The 16,265-nt window shown below is 29.4% G+C and carries 13 protein-coding genes and 2 pseudogenes; all 15 read right to left on the bottom strand.

Translation table 11 applies throughout. The features are described 5' to 3' along the window. On the bottom strand, positions 1 to 1,249 hold a 1,249-nt coding region (locus KAR88_RS08590), incomplete at its 3' end, for a motility associated factor glycosyltransferase family protein (RefSeq protein ID WP_192801363.1). A gap of 12 nt (positions 1,250 to 1,261) precedes the next feature. Then, positions 1,262 to 3,121 carry a motility associated factor glycosyltransferase family protein gene (locus KAR88_RS08595; RefSeq protein ID WP_139865480.1) on the bottom strand — a complete coding sequence of 620 codons (1,860 nt, stop codon included), beginning with the start codon at positions 3,119 to 3,121 and terminating at the stop codon, positions 1,262 to 1,264. Further along, entirely contained in the window at positions 3,118 to 5,058 is a 1,941-nt protein-coding gene (locus KAR88_RS08600) for a motility associated factor glycosyltransferase family protein (RefSeq protein WP_192801881.1), read from the bottom strand. Before KAR88_RS08600 ends, KAR88_RS08595 begins: the two co-directional genes overlap by 4 nt. Next, positions 5,058 to 5,828, bottom strand: a complete 771-nt coding sequence (ptmA, locus tag KAR88_RS08605; protein ID WP_002794569.1) for a flagellin modification protein PtmA — start codon at positions 5,826 to 5,828, stop codon at positions 5,058 to 5,060. The genes KAR88_RS08600 and ptmA overlap by 1 nt, the downstream gene beginning before the upstream one ends. Further along, a complete protein-coding gene (gene legF, locus KAR88_RS08610; RefSeq protein WP_002820088.1) occupies positions 5,828 to 6,535 on the bottom strand; it encodes a CMP-N,N'-diacetyllegionaminic acid synthase in 708 nt (235 codons plus the stop codon). The genes ptmA and legF overlap by 1 nt, the downstream gene beginning before the upstream one ends. Then, positions 6,528 to 7,433, bottom strand: coding sequence for an L-glutamine-D-fructose-6-phosphate isomerase subunit (ptmF, locus tag KAR88_RS08615; protein WP_002820087.1), 906 nt, complete (start codon positions 7,431 to 7,433; stop codon positions 6,528 to 6,530). The genes legF and ptmF overlap by 8 nt, the downstream gene beginning before the upstream one ends. After that, positions 7,430 to 8,455: a nucleotidyltransferase family protein gene (locus tag KAR88_RS08620; protein WP_192801351.1), complete on the bottom strand. Its 1,026-nt coding sequence runs from the start codon at positions 8,453 to 8,455 to the stop codon at positions 7,430 to 7,432. Before KAR88_RS08620 ends, ptmF begins: the two co-directional genes overlap by 4 nt. An 8-nt stretch (positions 8,456 to 8,463) precedes the next feature. Then, positions 8,464 to 9,618 carry a GDP-N,N'-diacetylbacillosamine 2-epimerase (hydrolyzing) gene (legG, locus tag KAR88_RS08625; protein WP_134162919.1) on the bottom strand — a complete coding sequence of 385 codons (1,155 nt, stop codon included), beginning with the start codon at positions 9,616 to 9,618 and terminating at the stop codon, positions 8,464 to 8,466. Then, a complete protein-coding gene (gene legI, locus KAR88_RS08630) occupies positions 9,611 to 10,615 on the bottom strand; it encodes a N,N'-diacetyllegionaminate synthase (protein WP_052779111.1) in 1,005 nt (334 codons plus the stop codon). The genes legG and legI overlap by 8 nt, the downstream gene beginning before the upstream one ends. 39 nt (positions 10,616 to 10,654) lie before the next feature. Further along, positions 10,655 to 11,330, bottom strand: a pseudogene (locus KAR88_RS08635) (methyltransferase domain-containing protein). Positions 11,331 to 11,347: 17 nt separating this feature from the next. Continuing rightward, entirely contained in the window at positions 11,348 to 12,469 is a 1,122-nt protein-coding gene (locus KAR88_RS08640; protein ID WP_192801880.1) for an N-acetyl sugar amidotransferase, read from the bottom strand. A 118-nt stretch (positions 12,470 to 12,587) separates the two neighbouring features. Further along, complete coding sequence (locus KAR88_RS08945) at positions 12,588 to 13,247, bottom strand: 3-hydroxyacyl-CoA dehydrogenase NAD-binding domain-containing protein (RefSeq protein ID WP_233915798.1); 660 nt, start codon at positions 13,245 to 13,247, stop codon at positions 12,588 to 12,590. Between the two features lie 68 nt (positions 13,248 to 13,315). Further along, positions 13,316 to 13,914: pseudogene (locus KAR88_RS08950) on the bottom strand (acetyltransferase). A gap of 111 nt (positions 13,915 to 14,025) precedes the next feature. Then, positions 14,026 to 15,180, bottom strand: a complete 1,155-nt coding sequence (gene legC / locus KAR88_RS08660; RefSeq protein WP_192801367.1) for an aminotransferase LegC — start codon at positions 15,178 to 15,180, stop codon at positions 14,026 to 14,028. Continuing rightward, the gene (legB, locus tag KAR88_RS08665; protein WP_002786732.1) at positions 15,173 to 16,144 is read right to left on the bottom strand and encodes a 4,6-dehydratase LegB; all 972 of its coding nucleotides are present in this window, start codon (positions 16,142 to 16,144) and stop codon (positions 15,173 to 15,175) included. The genes legC and legB overlap by 8 nt, the downstream gene beginning before the upstream one ends. Positions 16,145 to 16,265: the final 121 nt, after the last annotated feature.

Raw genomic sequence — 16,265 nt, forward strand, 5'->3', positions numbered from 1 at the left:
TACCTCCATAAGCTAAACATTGAAATTTGCCCTTATCTCTTTGAAAATGTCCTTCATGTTTATCAAGATTTTTATAATCTTTAGTATGGGAAAATCCATCTTTTGCATAAGCTAAATCCTGTCCTATGAGAATAATGTTTTTATAGTTTAAATATTCTGTAAGTAGGTAGCTCATATTTGCTACACTTTTGCCCATGTTAAAATATCCAAAATAATCTAATTTTAAATATTGTATAAAACTTGCATATGTAGATACAAGCATAAAATTTCTATTATTTTTTTGAAGATATTTTGTAGTATGAGGGTGGACATAGGATTTTAGAACAAACAAAATATCCTTATCAAATTCCCCAAAATCATTGTTAAAAAATTCAGAAGTTAAAGGAATCCTTTCCAAAGAAAGCACATAATCAGGCTTTATACCATGTTTAGCTAAAATAGGATAAGAAGAATCAGCACAAAAAATTGTAGCTTTATTAGCATACTTTTTTAATAAAGGCAATTGTTTAGTAAGAGATGGTCCTGTAGAAACAATGATAGCTGTATCACTTACACCCTTTCTTTTAGAAAGTAATTCTTTATAACTAGGATGAGTAATCATTTGAGGAAGATTATAAACAAATTGCTCTATGCCTTGAAGAGCATCTTTTGGATCATTACCATGAGAAACAATAGAATTTTTAAAATTTTCTGCTAATTTTTTATTCAATCCTAAAATATCTTCATGAAATCTTTCATAATAATGACTCATCAGTTCTAAAAAATAAATTCTAGAAAATTGAAAGAAAGGTTTAGAAGAACAAAGTTCATTATAATCTTGAATTTCTAGTTTATTTGTATTCAAAACCATCAATCTTGCACTTTGCAATTCATTTGAAAAATCTAAGATATGAAACATTATCCAAATGATTTCTATATCTTTTTCAAAAACAACAATATGTTGATGATTTTTATTTTGCAATAAAGCTTTAAATAAAATTCCATTTCCAAAACCATAAAAATATAATACAGGATAAAGTAGATATTTATCATTATAAGTGTTTAGCATAGAGTTTAATTCATCAATAACATTTTCATAAAGAAAAGTATTATCACTTGTATCTTTTAGATTGATATCTAGATTATCTTTACCTAAGATAAGTTCAAATTTACTTGATTTAATTTCTTTTAAACTTTCTTTTAAAAGAATATTACTTAAAGCCTCAATGTTTTTGTTAAAGAGTTCTTTTTGAGTAGGGGTGAAGGTCATTGGAAATCCTAATTATTTTTTGATTATATCGTCAAAATTCCAATTTTCTAAACTTTTTTCTATGGTTTTGTTTTGAGCATCAAGGTATCCTAAACCTTGGATAAACCAATTGTGTTGTATTTTTAAAAAGTCTATTAAATTTTCTTTTTGCTTATTTGTGTTTAAAACTTCAAATTTTAAAATTTCGCATTCATTATGAAAATAAATAGCTTGACAAAGTTCATTAAAAAGCTTGAGTTTTTTAAATTCTTTAAAAAGATTTAAAAGATCATTTTTGATTTTTTCAAGAGTTTGAAAATTCTTGTCATTTTTTTCTAAAGTGTATCTAAGCTTTTGAAGCTGAGTTTGAGTTTTTTTTATAAATTCTTTGGATTCTAAAATGCTTTTTTGGAGATATTTTTTTGTTTTTTCTAATTTTTCTTTGGCTAGTTTTTTATCTAGAAATTTTGGAAAATCAAAAGGTTTATTTAAATCTTTATCAAGTAAATTCTCACAAGCCCATAGAAAAGGTTTTTCTATGGTTCCTTCTATCCTTGCTCCACCTTCGGTGCAGTTGTAGGTGGTGATATTGAGTTTTTCTTTTGTCCAAAATATATCTTTTTCAAAAGCTTGACGAAACAAATTCCAAGTAAGTTGTGTTCTTACTTTGCCTTTTCCTCCATAAGCTAGGGTATATTTTTCTCCTCTGATTTCTTCACCTTGACTTCCATGTATATGCTCTTTAGGATGTGAACTTCCATCCTCGCCATAAGCTAAATCCTGTCCTATAAAAATGATATTTTCAAATCTTAAAGCTCCGGCTAGTTCATAGATCATATTTGAAACACTATGTCCTACTCCAAGATATCCATATTCATCAAGTTTTAAACTAGCTGCAAAATTTAAAGGGCGATGTACAAGCATATAAGTTCTTTGATCTTTTTCTAAAAAATCTAATACTTCTTTATGAACTACAGAAGCAAGTATGAAAAGTATGCCTTTGTTAAAATCGCCAAAATCATTATCAAAACATTTAGAAACTATATCATCACGCTCTAGCATGCAAACATAATCAGGCTTTATACCGTATTTTCCAAGAATAACATAAGCACTATCTGCACAAAAAATCGTAGCTTTATTAGCATACTTTTTTAATAAAGGAAGTTGTTTAGTAAGAGATGGTCCTGTAGAAACAATAATAGCATTTTTAACCTTAGCTCTTCTTTCTTTGAGAAATTCTTGAAAAATTCCATGATTTAACATTTTAGGGAGATTATCTAGGGTATGTTTGATTCCAACTAAAGAATCATGTGGATCATTACCTTTGTTTAAAACGATAAATCGTATCATTTCTATTAGTTGAGTATTTATATTTTGTATTTGAGTGCTATAAAATTGTTGATAAAAATCATTATGGATAAAAAGATTAAAAATTTTTACACTTTTTTGAATGATTTCATAAGTAAAAAGTGTGGTGAGTTGTGCTGTATTAATATTTGGAGTATAAAAAAGTATTAGTTGTTCTTTTTTTAATTCTTCGCTAAAATCAAATAAATGAAAAGCTAAAGTTAAAATTTCAAGATTGTCTTCAAAAATGATAATGTGTTTATGTTGTTTGTTTTTACATAAAGTTTTATAAAACATTCCATTTCCAAAGCCATAAAAAAACAAAACAGGATATTTGTTATATTCGGTTTTAAACAGAGTAAGGTTTTCTAAAAGCTCTTTATTGGGATTTTCATAAAGAAAAATATCATCTTTTTTAAAATTTATTCCATTTTCATCTTGAATAAGTGCAAAAGTTAAGTATTTAAGTGATCTCAGTGTACAAGCTAAAAACTCATCGACCTCAAACAAAGCTTGAGTATTTTTTAAAAAAAGCTCTTCTCTCACCTTCTCACCCTTTCCATCCATTTATCTAATTTTCTTTCTTTAAGTTTTTCTTCTAAAGGAAGTATATTTTTTATCAAAGCATTTTCTTGTGCTTTAATATGTCCATAAACTAATTCCATAAATTCTAAATGTTCTTTTATCCAAAGAATACTTTTATTAAAAGCATCTTCTTTGGTTTTAGGATTTAAAACATAAATTCTAGCAAGTTTAAGTTCAAATTGTGTCAGTAAGGGACCTAAAATTTGTATCAAATCTTTTTGAGTATTGTAAAGTTCATCTATTTGAGTTTTGGTTTTATCTATATCTTGAATAATTTCTTGAATAAAAATTTCATTTTTTTGAGAATTTTGTAAACTCGTAAAAGAATTTTTTATTTTATCATAAACTTTAATAAAATTATCGTTAAAATCTCTACAATGCTTAATACTTTTACAAACTTTATAATAAGCCTTAAGTAAAAACTCATTTTGTTTATTTAAACTTAAAGGTTCTAATTTTTCAAAAGGTTTATTTAAATCTTTATCAAGTAAATTCTCACAAGCCCATAGAAAAGGTTTTTCTATGGTTCCTTCTATCCTTGCTCCACCTTCGGTGCAGTTGTAAACTTTAGTATCTAAATACTTTTGTATTTTTTGCACATCTTGCTCTAAATTTCGTTTAAACATAAGCCAGACATGGTGAGTTTTGATTTTTTCTTTCCCACCATAAGCCTCGGTTAAAATATGTTCATACGTTTGACTTTCATAATTAGCTGAATTTTGATAATCATCAGGATGAGAATTGCCATTTTCAGCATAAGCTAAATCCTGTCCTATAAAAATGATGTTTTTATGATTTAAATGTAAGGAAAGATAACAAGCCATATGTGCAACACTAAATCCCATGTTAAAATATCCAAAATAATCTAATTTTAAATATTGTATAAAACTTGCATAGGTTGAAACTATAGTAAAATTATCGGTTTTTTTGGTTAGGTAATTTATGGCATTAGGATGTACTATGGATTTGATAATAAAACAAATTCCATTATCAAATTCCCCAAAATCATGATTGAAAAACTCAGCAGTAATTTCAGTTCTTTCTAGCATACAAACATAATCAGGCTTTATACCATGTTTAGCTAAAATAGGATAAGAAGAATCCGCACAAAAAATCGTAGCTTTACTAGCATATTTTTTTAATAAAGGCAATTGTTTAGTAAGAGATGGTCCTGTAGAAACAATGATAGCTGTATCACTTACACCCTTTCTTTTAGAAAGTAATTCTTTATAACTAGGATGGGTAATCATTTGAGGAAGATTATAAACAAATTGTTCTATGCCTTGAAGAGCATCAAGGGGATCATTACCATGAAAAACAATAGAATTTTTAAAATTTTCTGCTAATTTTTTATTCAATCCTAAAATATCTTCATGAAATCTTTCATAATAATGACTCATCAGTTCTAAAAAATAAATTCTAGAAAATTGAAAGAAAGGTTTACTAGAGCAAAAATTAGAAAAAAATTCTATATCCAAAGAACTTGTTTGCAAAACCATCAATCTTGAATTTTGCAATTCATGTGAAAAATCTAAGATATGAAACATTATCCAAATGATTTCTATATCTTTTTCAAAAACAACAATATGTTGATGATTTTTATTTTGCAATAAAGCTTTAAATAAAATTCCATTTCCAAAACCATAAAAATATAATACAGGATAAAGTAGATATTTATCATTATAAGTGTTTAGCATAGAGTTTAATTCATCAATAACATTTTCATAAAGAAAAGTATTATCACTTGTATCTTTTAGATTGATATCTAGATTATCTTTACCTAAGATAAGTTCAAATTTACTTGATTTAATTTCTTTTAAACTTTCTTTTAAAAGAATATTACTTAAAGCCTCAATGTTTTTGTTAAAGAGTTCTTTTTGAGTAGGGGTGAAGGTCATCATAAGCCCCATCCATCATCTACCACTAAAGTTTGCCCTGTGATAAATTTACTCTCATCGCTAAGTAAAAACACCAAAGTTCCACATATATCATCTGCATCTAACATGCCTTTACTCGCACAACATTTTCTATAAGCTTTTAAAAAAAGTTCGTTTTGATTGTCTAAAATTCCCCCGCTTGCTAGGGTATTAACGCGTATGTTTTGATTAAAAAGCTCTTTAGCTAGCCAAGTACCCATGTGGTTAATCCCTGCTTTTATCACGCTATATTCTAAAGAGCTTTGCATGGAAGTGCCTTCATAGTTTTCAAATTTTGGCGCATAAACTCCCATGATGGAGCTAAGATTGATGATATTACCATAGCCTTGTTGTTTAAAAAATTTCACAAATTCTTGAGCGGCTAGCATAAAGCCTGCTAAATGTAAATTTAAACTTTCACAAATTTGTTCGTATTTGAGTTCATAATAAGGCGTTTTACCCCAATCTTTGCCAAAAGGATAGCTTGAGTTAACAAAAGCATCGATTTTGCCGTATCTTTCTTGACTTTTTTGAAGGGCGGTTTGTAAGCTTTCTTGTTTAGTGATATCAAGTTCTAAGCTTAAAAGTTTTGTTTTAAAATTTGTTTCTAAATTTTCTTGCAATTTATTTAAGCGTTCTTTGTTGATATCTGCGAGTATAGGGATACCTTTGCTAAGAAGTATTTTTTGACAAAGCGCTTTACCTATACGCCCACAAGCTCCTGCTACAAAGATGATTTTATTTTCAAGCATTAAAAATCCTTTGGCGATAAATTTTTTAAAGAGATTAAAAACTCTACGATTTTAAAATCAAGCTCGCTATCAATATCAAAAGCTGTGCTTTCATCCATTACAAAAAGCCCTGTGTTTTTGCCAAAAACACTATCATTTTCTAAAAGATAATCCCTTTTAAAGATATAAATACTAGCGTTCATATCATAGCATTTTGGGGCACTTTGGCGAGTGGTAAAATTTCCTTCTTTGGATTTTACTACCTTGTTATTTTGTATTTCTACGAGGTTAAAATAAGGATTACGTCTAGCAGGAACTGCGGTGATGAGATTGGAATTATCATTTTCAACAAAACTTTCATAAGCTTTTTTTATATCAAGGCTTGAGCGAAGCGGGGCTGAAGTATCTAAGTCTATGAGAGTTTCAAAACGCGTTTTAAAATGCTCTTCACTTCTTAGCAAGGCATCACGCATGACAGGAAGTTTTGCAGCCCGATCATTGGCAAGATGAGCTTCTCTTTTGAAAAAAACTTCAGCGCCATATTTTTGGGCTACACTTGCGATTTCATCACTATCAGTACTTATGACTATGTGTTTAAAAAGCTTTGAATTTTGAGCTTGTATTATGCTATAAGCTATCATTTCAAGTTCGTTAATCTTTCTAATATTTTTGTTTTTAACACCCTTGCTTCCACCTCTAGCACAAATGGTACATAAAATTTCAGCCATTTTTTTTCCTTACTTCATCACAAATTTCAAGCACTTTTAAAGCCTGTTTAAGATCGCAAAGTTCTTTGTCTTTTTCAAAGACTGCATGATGTAAATTTTGAAGGGTTTTTATCGTATCATTTTCAAAATTTAAGATTTTTTGACTTTGATCTTTGTGATAAATTTCGATTTTATTGTTTATTAAATCGGCTTTAAAGCTTTTTTCTAAAGTATGGATGGTCATTTCTCTTTTGTTGAATTTAGAAAAATAGTCTAATTCTATATGAATTTTAGCTTTTTGTGAATTTTTTAAAACCAAAAAGGCAAAATCATCGCTTGTTATGTCAAGCTCTGAAATTTTAGCATTTTGGGAGTATATAAGCTCTAAGTTTCCAAAAAGAAAAAAGGCTAGATCGATTTCATGAGAAAGATCGAGTAAAACCCCACCACCTAGCTCTTTTTTAGCGCTGTAATTTTGCCTGTAGTCTAAAGCTCTCCAATGGGGCAAATAAGAATTACAAATCAAACTAGCAAAATAAATTTTTTCACCTTTTAAAAGCCTTTTTAAAGCGACAATCACAGGATGAAAACGCAGTAAATATGCTACATAAATGTGATTTTTTAAACTTGTGAAATTTTGGCTTTTTTCAAATAAAGGTTTTTCTACGAGTATGGTTTTATCTTTTACAAGATCATCTAAAGTTTTTAAGGTGTTAAAATGCTCCGTAGTGATATTTGCGATGATAAAAAGATCAAATTCGTTTAAATCACATTCTTTCAAAGAGCGATAAATTGGAGTGTTTTTAAATTCTTCTTTTTTAGCACTTAAAGAAAGCAAACTTACTTCATGATTTAAATTTTTTAAGGCTAAAAAATGCTTTTTTCCTATGCTTCCAAAACCTATGATTAAGACTTTCATTTAAAATCCTCATTGGCTTTTAAAAACTCATCTGGCCTTCCAATGTCAATCCAATAATCGTTGATGATATAGGTGTTTACTTTGCCTTTTTGCAATACAAGTTTGATGAGTTCTGGCATATCTAGGTATTCATTTTTAGCAATTAAATTTAAAATTTCATTTTCAAGTACATAAATCCCCGCACTTACTAGGAATTTTTGGGTAGGTTTTTCTTCTATATTTTCTATAAAACCTTGTTTTTGAGTGATCACTCCATAAGGAATTTGTTGCTCAAACTCACGCACGCAAACGCTCATTAAAGCTTTTGATTTTTTATGCACTTTTAAAAGATCATTAAAATCAAGCTCGGTTAAAATGTCTGCATTCATAACGATAAAACTTTCTTTAAATTCTTGTTTTATAAGGCTTAAAGCCCCTGCTGTGCCTAGTTTTTTACGCTCTTTAATATAAGAAATTTTAACCCCAAATTTTTGCCCTTTTTGAAAATAATCTTCTATGATTTGTTTTTTATAATTCACACAAAAGATAAAATTTTCAAAATTTTGATTTTTAAGTCTTTGGATTATGCTTTCTAAAATGGGTTTTTTGCCTACTTTTAACATAGGTTTTGGAGTATCTTTAGTCAGCTCTTTTAAGCGAGATCCTAAGCCTCCAGCCATGATGACAATGGAGTTTGGATTGGTTTTTAAAAGCGATGAGACAGATTTTATGGAAAGAATTTGCCCTTTTTCATCTAAAACAGGAAAGTCGTAAATATCGGTTTTAGCAGAAATTCTTAAAAGCTGTTCTTTGCTTGTGTTTTCTTTTATGGTGATGGGATTTTTAGTGTAAATATCTTTGATACTATCTTTTAAAGTTTTGCCACTAATTAAAGCTTTTCTGATGTTTGAATCGCTAATGACTCCTAAAAATTTATCCTTTTTATCAACTATAATGCCTAATCTAACGCGTTCTTGCCCGACTATTTTTAAAGCTTCTTTTATGCTAGAATCAGGGGTGAGTTTGAGTTTGTTTATATCCACACTAAGCCTTATAAATCGATGAAATTTTTATGTAAAATTGTATCTAAATTTACATTTTTTAGGCAAGTTTTTATGATTTTATTGGGATTTTTATCATTATCATAAGGGTTTTTAAAATTTTTTAAATTTTGTTTAAATTCTTTGCTTTCTAATTTTTCAAAAGCTTGATCAAGATCGTTGATTTCGCAATCAATGATATTTTGAGTTCTTAAACGCCCTTTTTGTCTATCGCCTATATTAATGCAAGGAGTTTTAAAAAAAGGACTTTCACTAATACCACTTGAAGAATTGCCTATCATGGCCTTGGCTATTTTCATAAGACTTAGGTATTTTTGTGAGCCAAGATTATCAAAAAGTTTAGCCTTGTGTGAGTTTTTTTGGCAATAATCTTGCAAAATTTCATTGATTAAAAGTCCGTTTTCATCGGCATTTGCTTTGGTAAAAATCAAACTTGCGTTTTTAAGGGTGTCAAGTTTTTTAAGTAAGGTTTTAATCTCTTTTTGAGTATTTTTTACATTTAAGGTTAAAGGATGATAAGTGATTAAGTAAAGTTCTTTATCTAGTTTCATTTCTAAGGCTTTTTCTAAATCTTTTTTGTTTAAAAAATTCATATTTTTTATGATAGTAGAAGCTAAAGATCCTATATTAAAAACCCTTTTTTCTTCTTCTCCAAGTTGCAAAAGCCTTTTTTTATAAATTTCATGACTTACAAAATGTAAATGTGACATTTTTGAAATGCTGTGTCTTATACTATCATCAATAGCCCCTAAAGTAAGCTCCCCGCCACATAAATGCACTAAAGGTATGTGCATCAATAGACATACACTTGCTACGCTAAGCATTTCATAACGATCGCCTAAAATGATCACCATATCAGGCTTTAAGTCTTCAAAAGCATCGCTAAAAGCACTAAAAGCTAAACTCATACTTTTACAAAGGCTTATTTTATCATCGTTTGCAAGCAGGATAGGGATTTTTTTAGTGATTTTAAATTCTTTTTCTATTTCTTTATAAGTGAGTCCAAACTCAGGACTTAAATGCGCTCCTGTAGCAATGATTTGAAGGCTTAGATCTTTATCGTTTTGAATTTCATGACATAAATTTCTTAAAAGATACCATTCAGCCCTTGTTGCACTGACTATACAAATCTTTCTTTTACTCACGGATAAGCTCATCTTCTTTGTAGTTTTTTGTAGCAATTTTACCTAAAAACTCTTCATATCTCATAGCACTTATACCATTTGCGGGGCGTTTGGTAGTAAGATTTTCTTCGTTAAAAATTTCTCCTTTTTGGATATCTTTTTTAGCGACTAAACTTTTTCTTACTATGTTGATATTTTTTCTTTCGCTTTTGCTTGCTTTTTTTATGCCATCACCCATAGCCTTTTGTATTTGTCTTATTTGAGTACAAAGCGTTTTTAGTTCATGAGGTTCTAGGCTTGCTTTATGATCAGGCCCTGACATATTTTTGTCTAGAGTAAAATGCTTTTCTATTACACAAGCTCCCAAGGCAACTGCAGCTAGAGAAATGTGTATGCCTTGAGTGTGATCAGAATAACCCACATCAAGCTTAAAAGCGTCTTTTAAGCTTTGCATGGCTTTAAGATTGACTTCATCAAAAGGGGCAGGGTATTCTGTAGTACAGTGTAAAAGAGTGATATTTTGGCGTTTAGTACCATTTTTACAAAGCGCATTTAAAGCTTCTTCTATCTCGCCTAAATTTGCCATACCTGTTGAAAGTATGATTTTTTTATTAAGCTTTGCAATTTTTTTAAGATAGGGTAGATTGGTGATTTCTCCGCTTGGAATTTTAAAGATTTTTAAGCCTAACTCATTTAAAAGATCTACACTTTCAAGATCAAAAGGAGTAGAAAGAAAGGCAATATTGCATTTTTTTGCGTGTAAGATAAGCTCTTTATGAGCTTTAAGATCGAGTTCGAGTTTTTGTACCATTTGAAGCTGACTCTCATCACTAGCCGTGGTTTTAAGCTGATAGGGTGCTTTTTTAGCCTTTGTGCTGATACAGTTTTTGGCTTTAAAACTTTGAAATTTAACAAAATCAGCTCCTGAATCTGCTGCGATTTCTATTAACTTTTTAGCTAAATTTAAATCACCATTGTGATTAACTCCTGCTTCTGCGATGATTAAAGTTTTTTTCATAGTTTTGCCTTTATTTTGCCTTAAAATAAAGGCAAAATTTTATTTTTTAATACCTATATAAATATAATGGTGTGCCGATCCTTCAAAATTATAAAAATTAATAGGATCATAATCTCCTAGAAATAAAGTTTCAAAAGGTTGAAAAAGATTTTCTAGATCTTCGGCTTTATCGATGAAATGTATAAAGCTTGTTTCATTTAATCTTCCATTAATTTCAACTTTACTCAAGCCATTTTTTTCTTCTTTTTGACTGTGGGAAAAATAATAATTTTTCTTGCTCATCATTGTAGCAAAAAGTATTCCACCTGTGTTCAAAAGTTCGTAAAATTCTAAAATATTTTGTTTAAGTTCTTTTAGAGGTATGTAGTAAAGACTTTGATTTGCAAAGATAATATCCATATTTTCATCAAAAAGTCCTTTGATGCTAGAATTTGGTTCTATAATTTTACAATACCCCCCCCCCGCTAATATTTTGCTCCCAAATTTCTTTTAAACTTGGAACTATATCTATTCCAAAAGTTTTAAACCCTTTGCTTTGAAAATACGCTGAATGTACACCATTGCCACAACCAAAATCAAGTAAATTTCCATTTATTTTATTTAGTTTGTATTTTAAAATTCTTTCATAAAAACGTACTACATGACCATCTGGAAAAAGTAATCCGTATCCATTTTCATTATATTTCATTGTATAAGCTTCTAATGAGTTTTGCATTTTTTTCCTTTATATTTTTATTGTAATTTGTTTTTTAATTTAAATTCTCCAAAATCATTTTTATAAAATAAATCCATATTGTAATGTTTTTCTACTATTTTCCAAAATGTAGTTTTACTAATACCTATGAAATTGCAAAAATCTTCAACGCATTTATTGTCAAGCTTATGATCTCTTTTTTGCACAAGTTCAATAGCTTCTTTTCTGCTTAAAAGTCCATAACGCACGAAACGAGCTGCGTAATCACTCGCACAAGCATGACCAAATTTAGGGTATTTCATCCAAGCGTGTAGGATATAGCCTATACTATCAACTTGATCAAAATTTTCTGCACACATTGTTCTATCCCATTCGCCTTCTAGATCAGTAAAACCACGACTTTTAGCAAAAATATAATTGCTATAAGAATTCCATTTTACAAAATAACTTAGATAGATAGGGTTAAGTTTATCGAGTTTATCTTTGTTTGGATTGAAAAAGAGTTGCAAATTTTCTTCTTTGATTTCATCATCTATAAATTCATTTATATTTAAATCACTAGCTACACCATTTAAAAATATTTCTTTGGCACTAGGAGTTTCTTCGGTATCACTACCTCCATATTCATAACTAACATTTTCTCCATAAACCAATAAAGGTGTATTAAATTTTAAAGCCATAGTAAAAGGATAGCTGTAAATCAGTCTATCAATAAACCAAGTGGGTTTTCCATATTTTTCAAAGGTTTTTAGCATAACTTTTTTTTGAGTTTTGATATCAGGCTTTAAGCTAATGATATGACAACCAAAAGTTTCACTTAAATTTTTAAGATTTTTCTTACCTGCTTCAGTCATGGTGAAATTATCTTCAACGCTAAAAAGAATAGGATTCATTCCAAGTTTTTCTTTCATGATATGCACTTGAAAATGCGAATCTTTACCTCCACTTACGGCAATAGCACAATCATATTCAAATTTTCCATTCATTCTGCGGTATTTATCGCATAAGGCTTCAAGCTCTTTAAACCTTGCTTTATAATCAATATTTTCTTTATTTTTATGATTGATACAAGCTGAACAGATATTTTTACCTTTTTTATCTTTTGTAAATTTAATACCAGGTCTAGTATTTGGCATCACGCAGTGATCGCAATAAATCATCTCCACCCCTTCAATTTAATAAAAAGGCTAAATTATATAAAATATTAAATTAATATTTACTTATTTTATAAAATATCACTTATTTTTGTTTTATTTTTTCTATCTAAAATTCGTTTTTTTAAAGCCTTTTTAAAGATTTTTGGATGGTAAAATTTTCATCATCTTCTTTTAAATTCTTACAAATTTTATCACAAAGTTCTATGCCTATAGCGTCGATAATATTTAACAAATTTCTTTTTTCATAAAGCAAATCATAAACTGTTTGACATTCTTTGAAATTATAATCGTATTTTTCTATAATTTTAAAAAATGATGAAATTTCATTGAACAAAAGTAAATTGGCTAAAGCTCCTCGATTGCCTTTACTGCGAATGATATGAAATCCTAATTTTTTAAGATCTTTCAATGGGGTAAATCGTTCTAAATTAGAACCACAAAGTTCTATTAATTTGATATAAATAGGATTGAAAAAATGCATAAAATCGCAGTTTAAATCATCCATACCCAAAGAACTTGAATTCGAAAAAACTATATTATTATTGTCTCTAAGAATTTGTATGATTTCTTTTTTTAAATTTAAATCTTCATTTAAGCTTTCTATAGTCAAGCTATTTTTAAGATCTTCTATATGTTGGTAAATGTTTATTTTTCCGGCGTTAAAATTAGAAAAATCTATTTTTCTTTGTAGAAGTTTTATTTGTTTTTCAAATTCGTATATATTGAGCTTGCTTTTATTATAAACACCTATTTCATAGCCTAACAAATAAAAATAACGCACTTATTTGCCTACCCATTAAACCAAAGCCTATGATATTAATTTCTTTCATTGTTTTTTCCTTGTTTTAATTATATTTTTATGAAAAATAAGTTGATTGGATGTGTAGTTTTTGCTAATAATACTACCTGCGCTTACTATGCAGTTATCTTCTAAGTTTACGCAAGGCAACAGGCTAACTCTAGTAGCTAAAAAACAATTTTTTCCTATGCTTGAATTTCCATTAAGTGTAGCATAAGGGCTTAAAATACTTCCTTCTCCTACCTTACAATCATGAGCTATGCTTGAATAAATATTACAAAGCGCAAAATCTCCTATATTTGAATTAGCATTAATGGTTACAAAAGGACATACCATAACCACACTTGTCCTATTTTAGCTTCTTTTGAAACAAAATATTGAGGATGTATAAAAGTGATAAAATTACATGATTTTTTTGAAAGTTTTACAAGGATTTTTTTCTTAAATTGATTTGTCCTACACCTAAAGCAAAAGATGCTTTTTGAATCAACTTTTTATCGAAATTATCTTCATTGCCTAGATATTTTAAGTCAAAAAAATTATTTTCTTGTATATCAATATAGCCTATAATTTCGTAATTTGCATCTTTTAAACAAGAATAAAGCTCTCTAGCAAAGCCACCCGCTCCTATGATGATGACATTTTTCACGCACTTCTCCTAAAAGAAGAAGTAAAAAAATCAAATCCCCCCCCCCGCCGCTACTCTCATATTTTTTCTTATTAAATTTTTTTAATGCTTTGAATTAAATTTTGCAACGCATCATTCCTTTTTATTTGCTATTCTAATGCTACTAGGTAAATTAATCAAGCGTTTTTCTAATTTTTTAGTGTTTATAAGCTCATTGCTTTGACAGTTTTGAAAAGCTTTTAAACTCGGTAAGCTTTTCCACACAGGACGGACGAAAATATTATTTTTCAAGCATTCTTCTAAAAAGATATTTCTCAAATTTTCATCTTTAAAAAGCAAGGTATTGAGCCAAAAATTGCTTTTTTCATTGCTTTTTTCATCGATAAATTTACATTTATCGTGATTTTTAAAAAAATCCTTGTAAATTTTAGCAAGTTCTCTTTTGTTTTCTAAAAAAAGTTCTAAATTTTCAAGTCCTGCAAGCAAGATTGCTGCGTTTATATTGCAAAGACGGTAATTATAAGCTATCCTATCATGATCGTATTCGTAAGGATGGGGGATTTTAGCTGTGGTGCTAAGGTGTCTTGCAAGTTTGGCTAAATTTTCATCATCGCTTAATATTGCCCCACCGCATCCACCTGTGATGATTTTATTGCCATTAAAGCTTAAAATTCCACACTTTCCAAAAGTACCTAAGGTCTTGTTTTCATAGGTGCTTCCTAAGGCTTCTGCGGCATCTTCAATTAAAAGGATGTGGTATTTTTCACAAAGCTCTTTGATGGCTTTTATATGAGCGCTTAAACCAAAGGTGTGCATAATAACACAAGCTTTGATGAGTTTGTGTGTGGTTTTGTTATAGCTAAGATTATCTTTTTGATAAGTTTGATTTTCTAAAAAATGCTCTAAAGCCTTAGGACTTAAACTTAGAGTGTTCTCATCTATATCTAAAAAAACGGGTTTTGCACCTGTATAAGCGATAGCATTGGCCGTAGCGACAAAGCTTATGCTTTGAGTGATGACTTCGCAGTTTTCATCGATACCATTAGCTAGTAAAGCGATATGAAGGGCTGCTGTACCTGTATTTGTAGCGATGACAAAGCGTGTTTTGGTTTTTTCTTTTAAAGCTTCTTCAAAACGCGTTACAAATTCTCCTACGCTTGAAACAAAACCGCTATCAATGCACTCTAAGAGATATTTTTTCTCATTGCCTATAAAGCAAGGCTCATGTAGGGCGATATTTTCTTTATTAAAAAGACTTTTTATAAAAGAAATTTCTTTTTCAAACATTATAAAGCTCACTTTTATAATTTTCTAAATTTTCTTTAAAATACTCTATGCTTTGTCTCAAGCCTTCTTCTAGACTTATTTTGCTTTGCCAATTTGTAGCTTTTTTAAGCTTGTTTGCATCGCAACAAAGTCTAAAAACTTCGCTATTTTTAGGACGCAATCTTTGTTCATCTTGGATGATTTTTACTTTAGAATCTAAAATTTTTTGTATGAGATCAAGTACTTCTTGCATGGAGTATTCCACTCCTGAGCCTATATTATAAACTTCTCCAAAATGTTTTAAATTTAAAAGAGAGATAAAACCCTCGCAAGTATCTAGCACAAAATTTAAATCCCTTTTAGGGCTTAAATCTCCTAGTTTGATTTCCTTTGCTCCACTTAAAATTTGTGTGATGATGGTAGGTATGATAGCCCTTGCGCTTTGTCTTGGTCCATAGGTGTTAAAAGGGCGTGCAATATTGACATTTAAATTAAAAGAATTATAATAACTCAGCGCCATCATATCTGCAGCGATTTTGCTTGCAGAATAAGGGCTTTGAGGTTGTAAAGGGTGTTTTTCATCGATAGGTACATAAAAGGCTGTGCCATAAACTTCGCTTGTTGAGGTGTGGATAAAATGTGAAATCTCGTTTTTTTTAGCTGCTTCGAGCATATTTAAAGTGCCATTGACATTGGTATCCACATAGCTTTGTGGGGCTGTGTAGGAGTAGGGGATAGCGATTAAAGCGCCAAGATGAAAGATCGCATCTATATTTTTGGTGATTTTTTCGCAAAAAAAACTATCTCTTAAATCCCCACTTATAACTTCCATGTCTTTTAAAAAAGGACTTTTTTCTAAATGTCCCCAAAAATTAAAAGAATTATACTGACTTAAAGCTCTGACTTTAAAACCTTTTTTGACCAAACTTTCACAAAGATGAGAACCTATAAAACCATCAGCACCTGTAACTAAAATATTTCTCACCTTCTCACCCTTTCCATCCATTTATCTAATTTTCTTTCTTTAAGTTTTTCTTCTAAAGGAAGTATATTTTTAATCAAAGCATTTTCTTGTGCTTTAATATGCCCATAAACTAATTCCATAA

It is taken from the genome of Campylobacter sp. JH23, assembly GCF_017846595.1.
Classification (GTDB): domain Bacteria; phylum Campylobacterota; class Campylobacteria; order Campylobacterales; family Campylobacteraceae; genus Campylobacter_D; species Campylobacter_D coli.

What these genes read in the sequence shown, in the direction of transcription:
- legF (WP_002820088.1), bottom strand. Translation starts at nt 6,535, where the DNA reads ATGGCTGAAATTTTATGTACCATTTGTGCTAGAGGTGGAAGCAAGGGT.
- KAR88_RS08600 (WP_192801881.1), bottom strand. Translation starts at nt 5,058, where the DNA reads ATGACCTTCACCCCTACTCAAAAAGAACTCTTTAACAAAAACATTGAG.
- KAR88_RS08640 (WP_192801880.1), bottom strand. Translation starts at nt 12,469, where the DNA reads ATGATTTATTGCGATCACTGCGTGATGCCAAATACTAGACCTGGTATT.
- ptmA (WP_002794569.1), bottom strand. Translation starts at nt 5,828, where the DNA reads ATGCTTGAAAATAAAATCATCTTTGTAGCAGGAGCTTGTGGGCGTATA.
- legC (WP_192801367.1), bottom strand. Translation starts at nt 15,180, where the DNA reads ATGTTTGAAAAAGAAATTTCTTTTATAAAAAGTCTTTTTAATAAAGAA.
- ptmF (WP_002820087.1), bottom strand. Translation starts at nt 7,433, where the DNA reads ATGAAAGTCTTAATCATAGGTTTTGGAAGCATAGGAAAAAAGCATTTT.
- legI (WP_052779111.1), bottom strand. Translation starts at nt 10,615, where the DNA reads ATGAAAAAAACTTTAATCATCGCAGAAGCAGGAGTTAATCACAATGGT.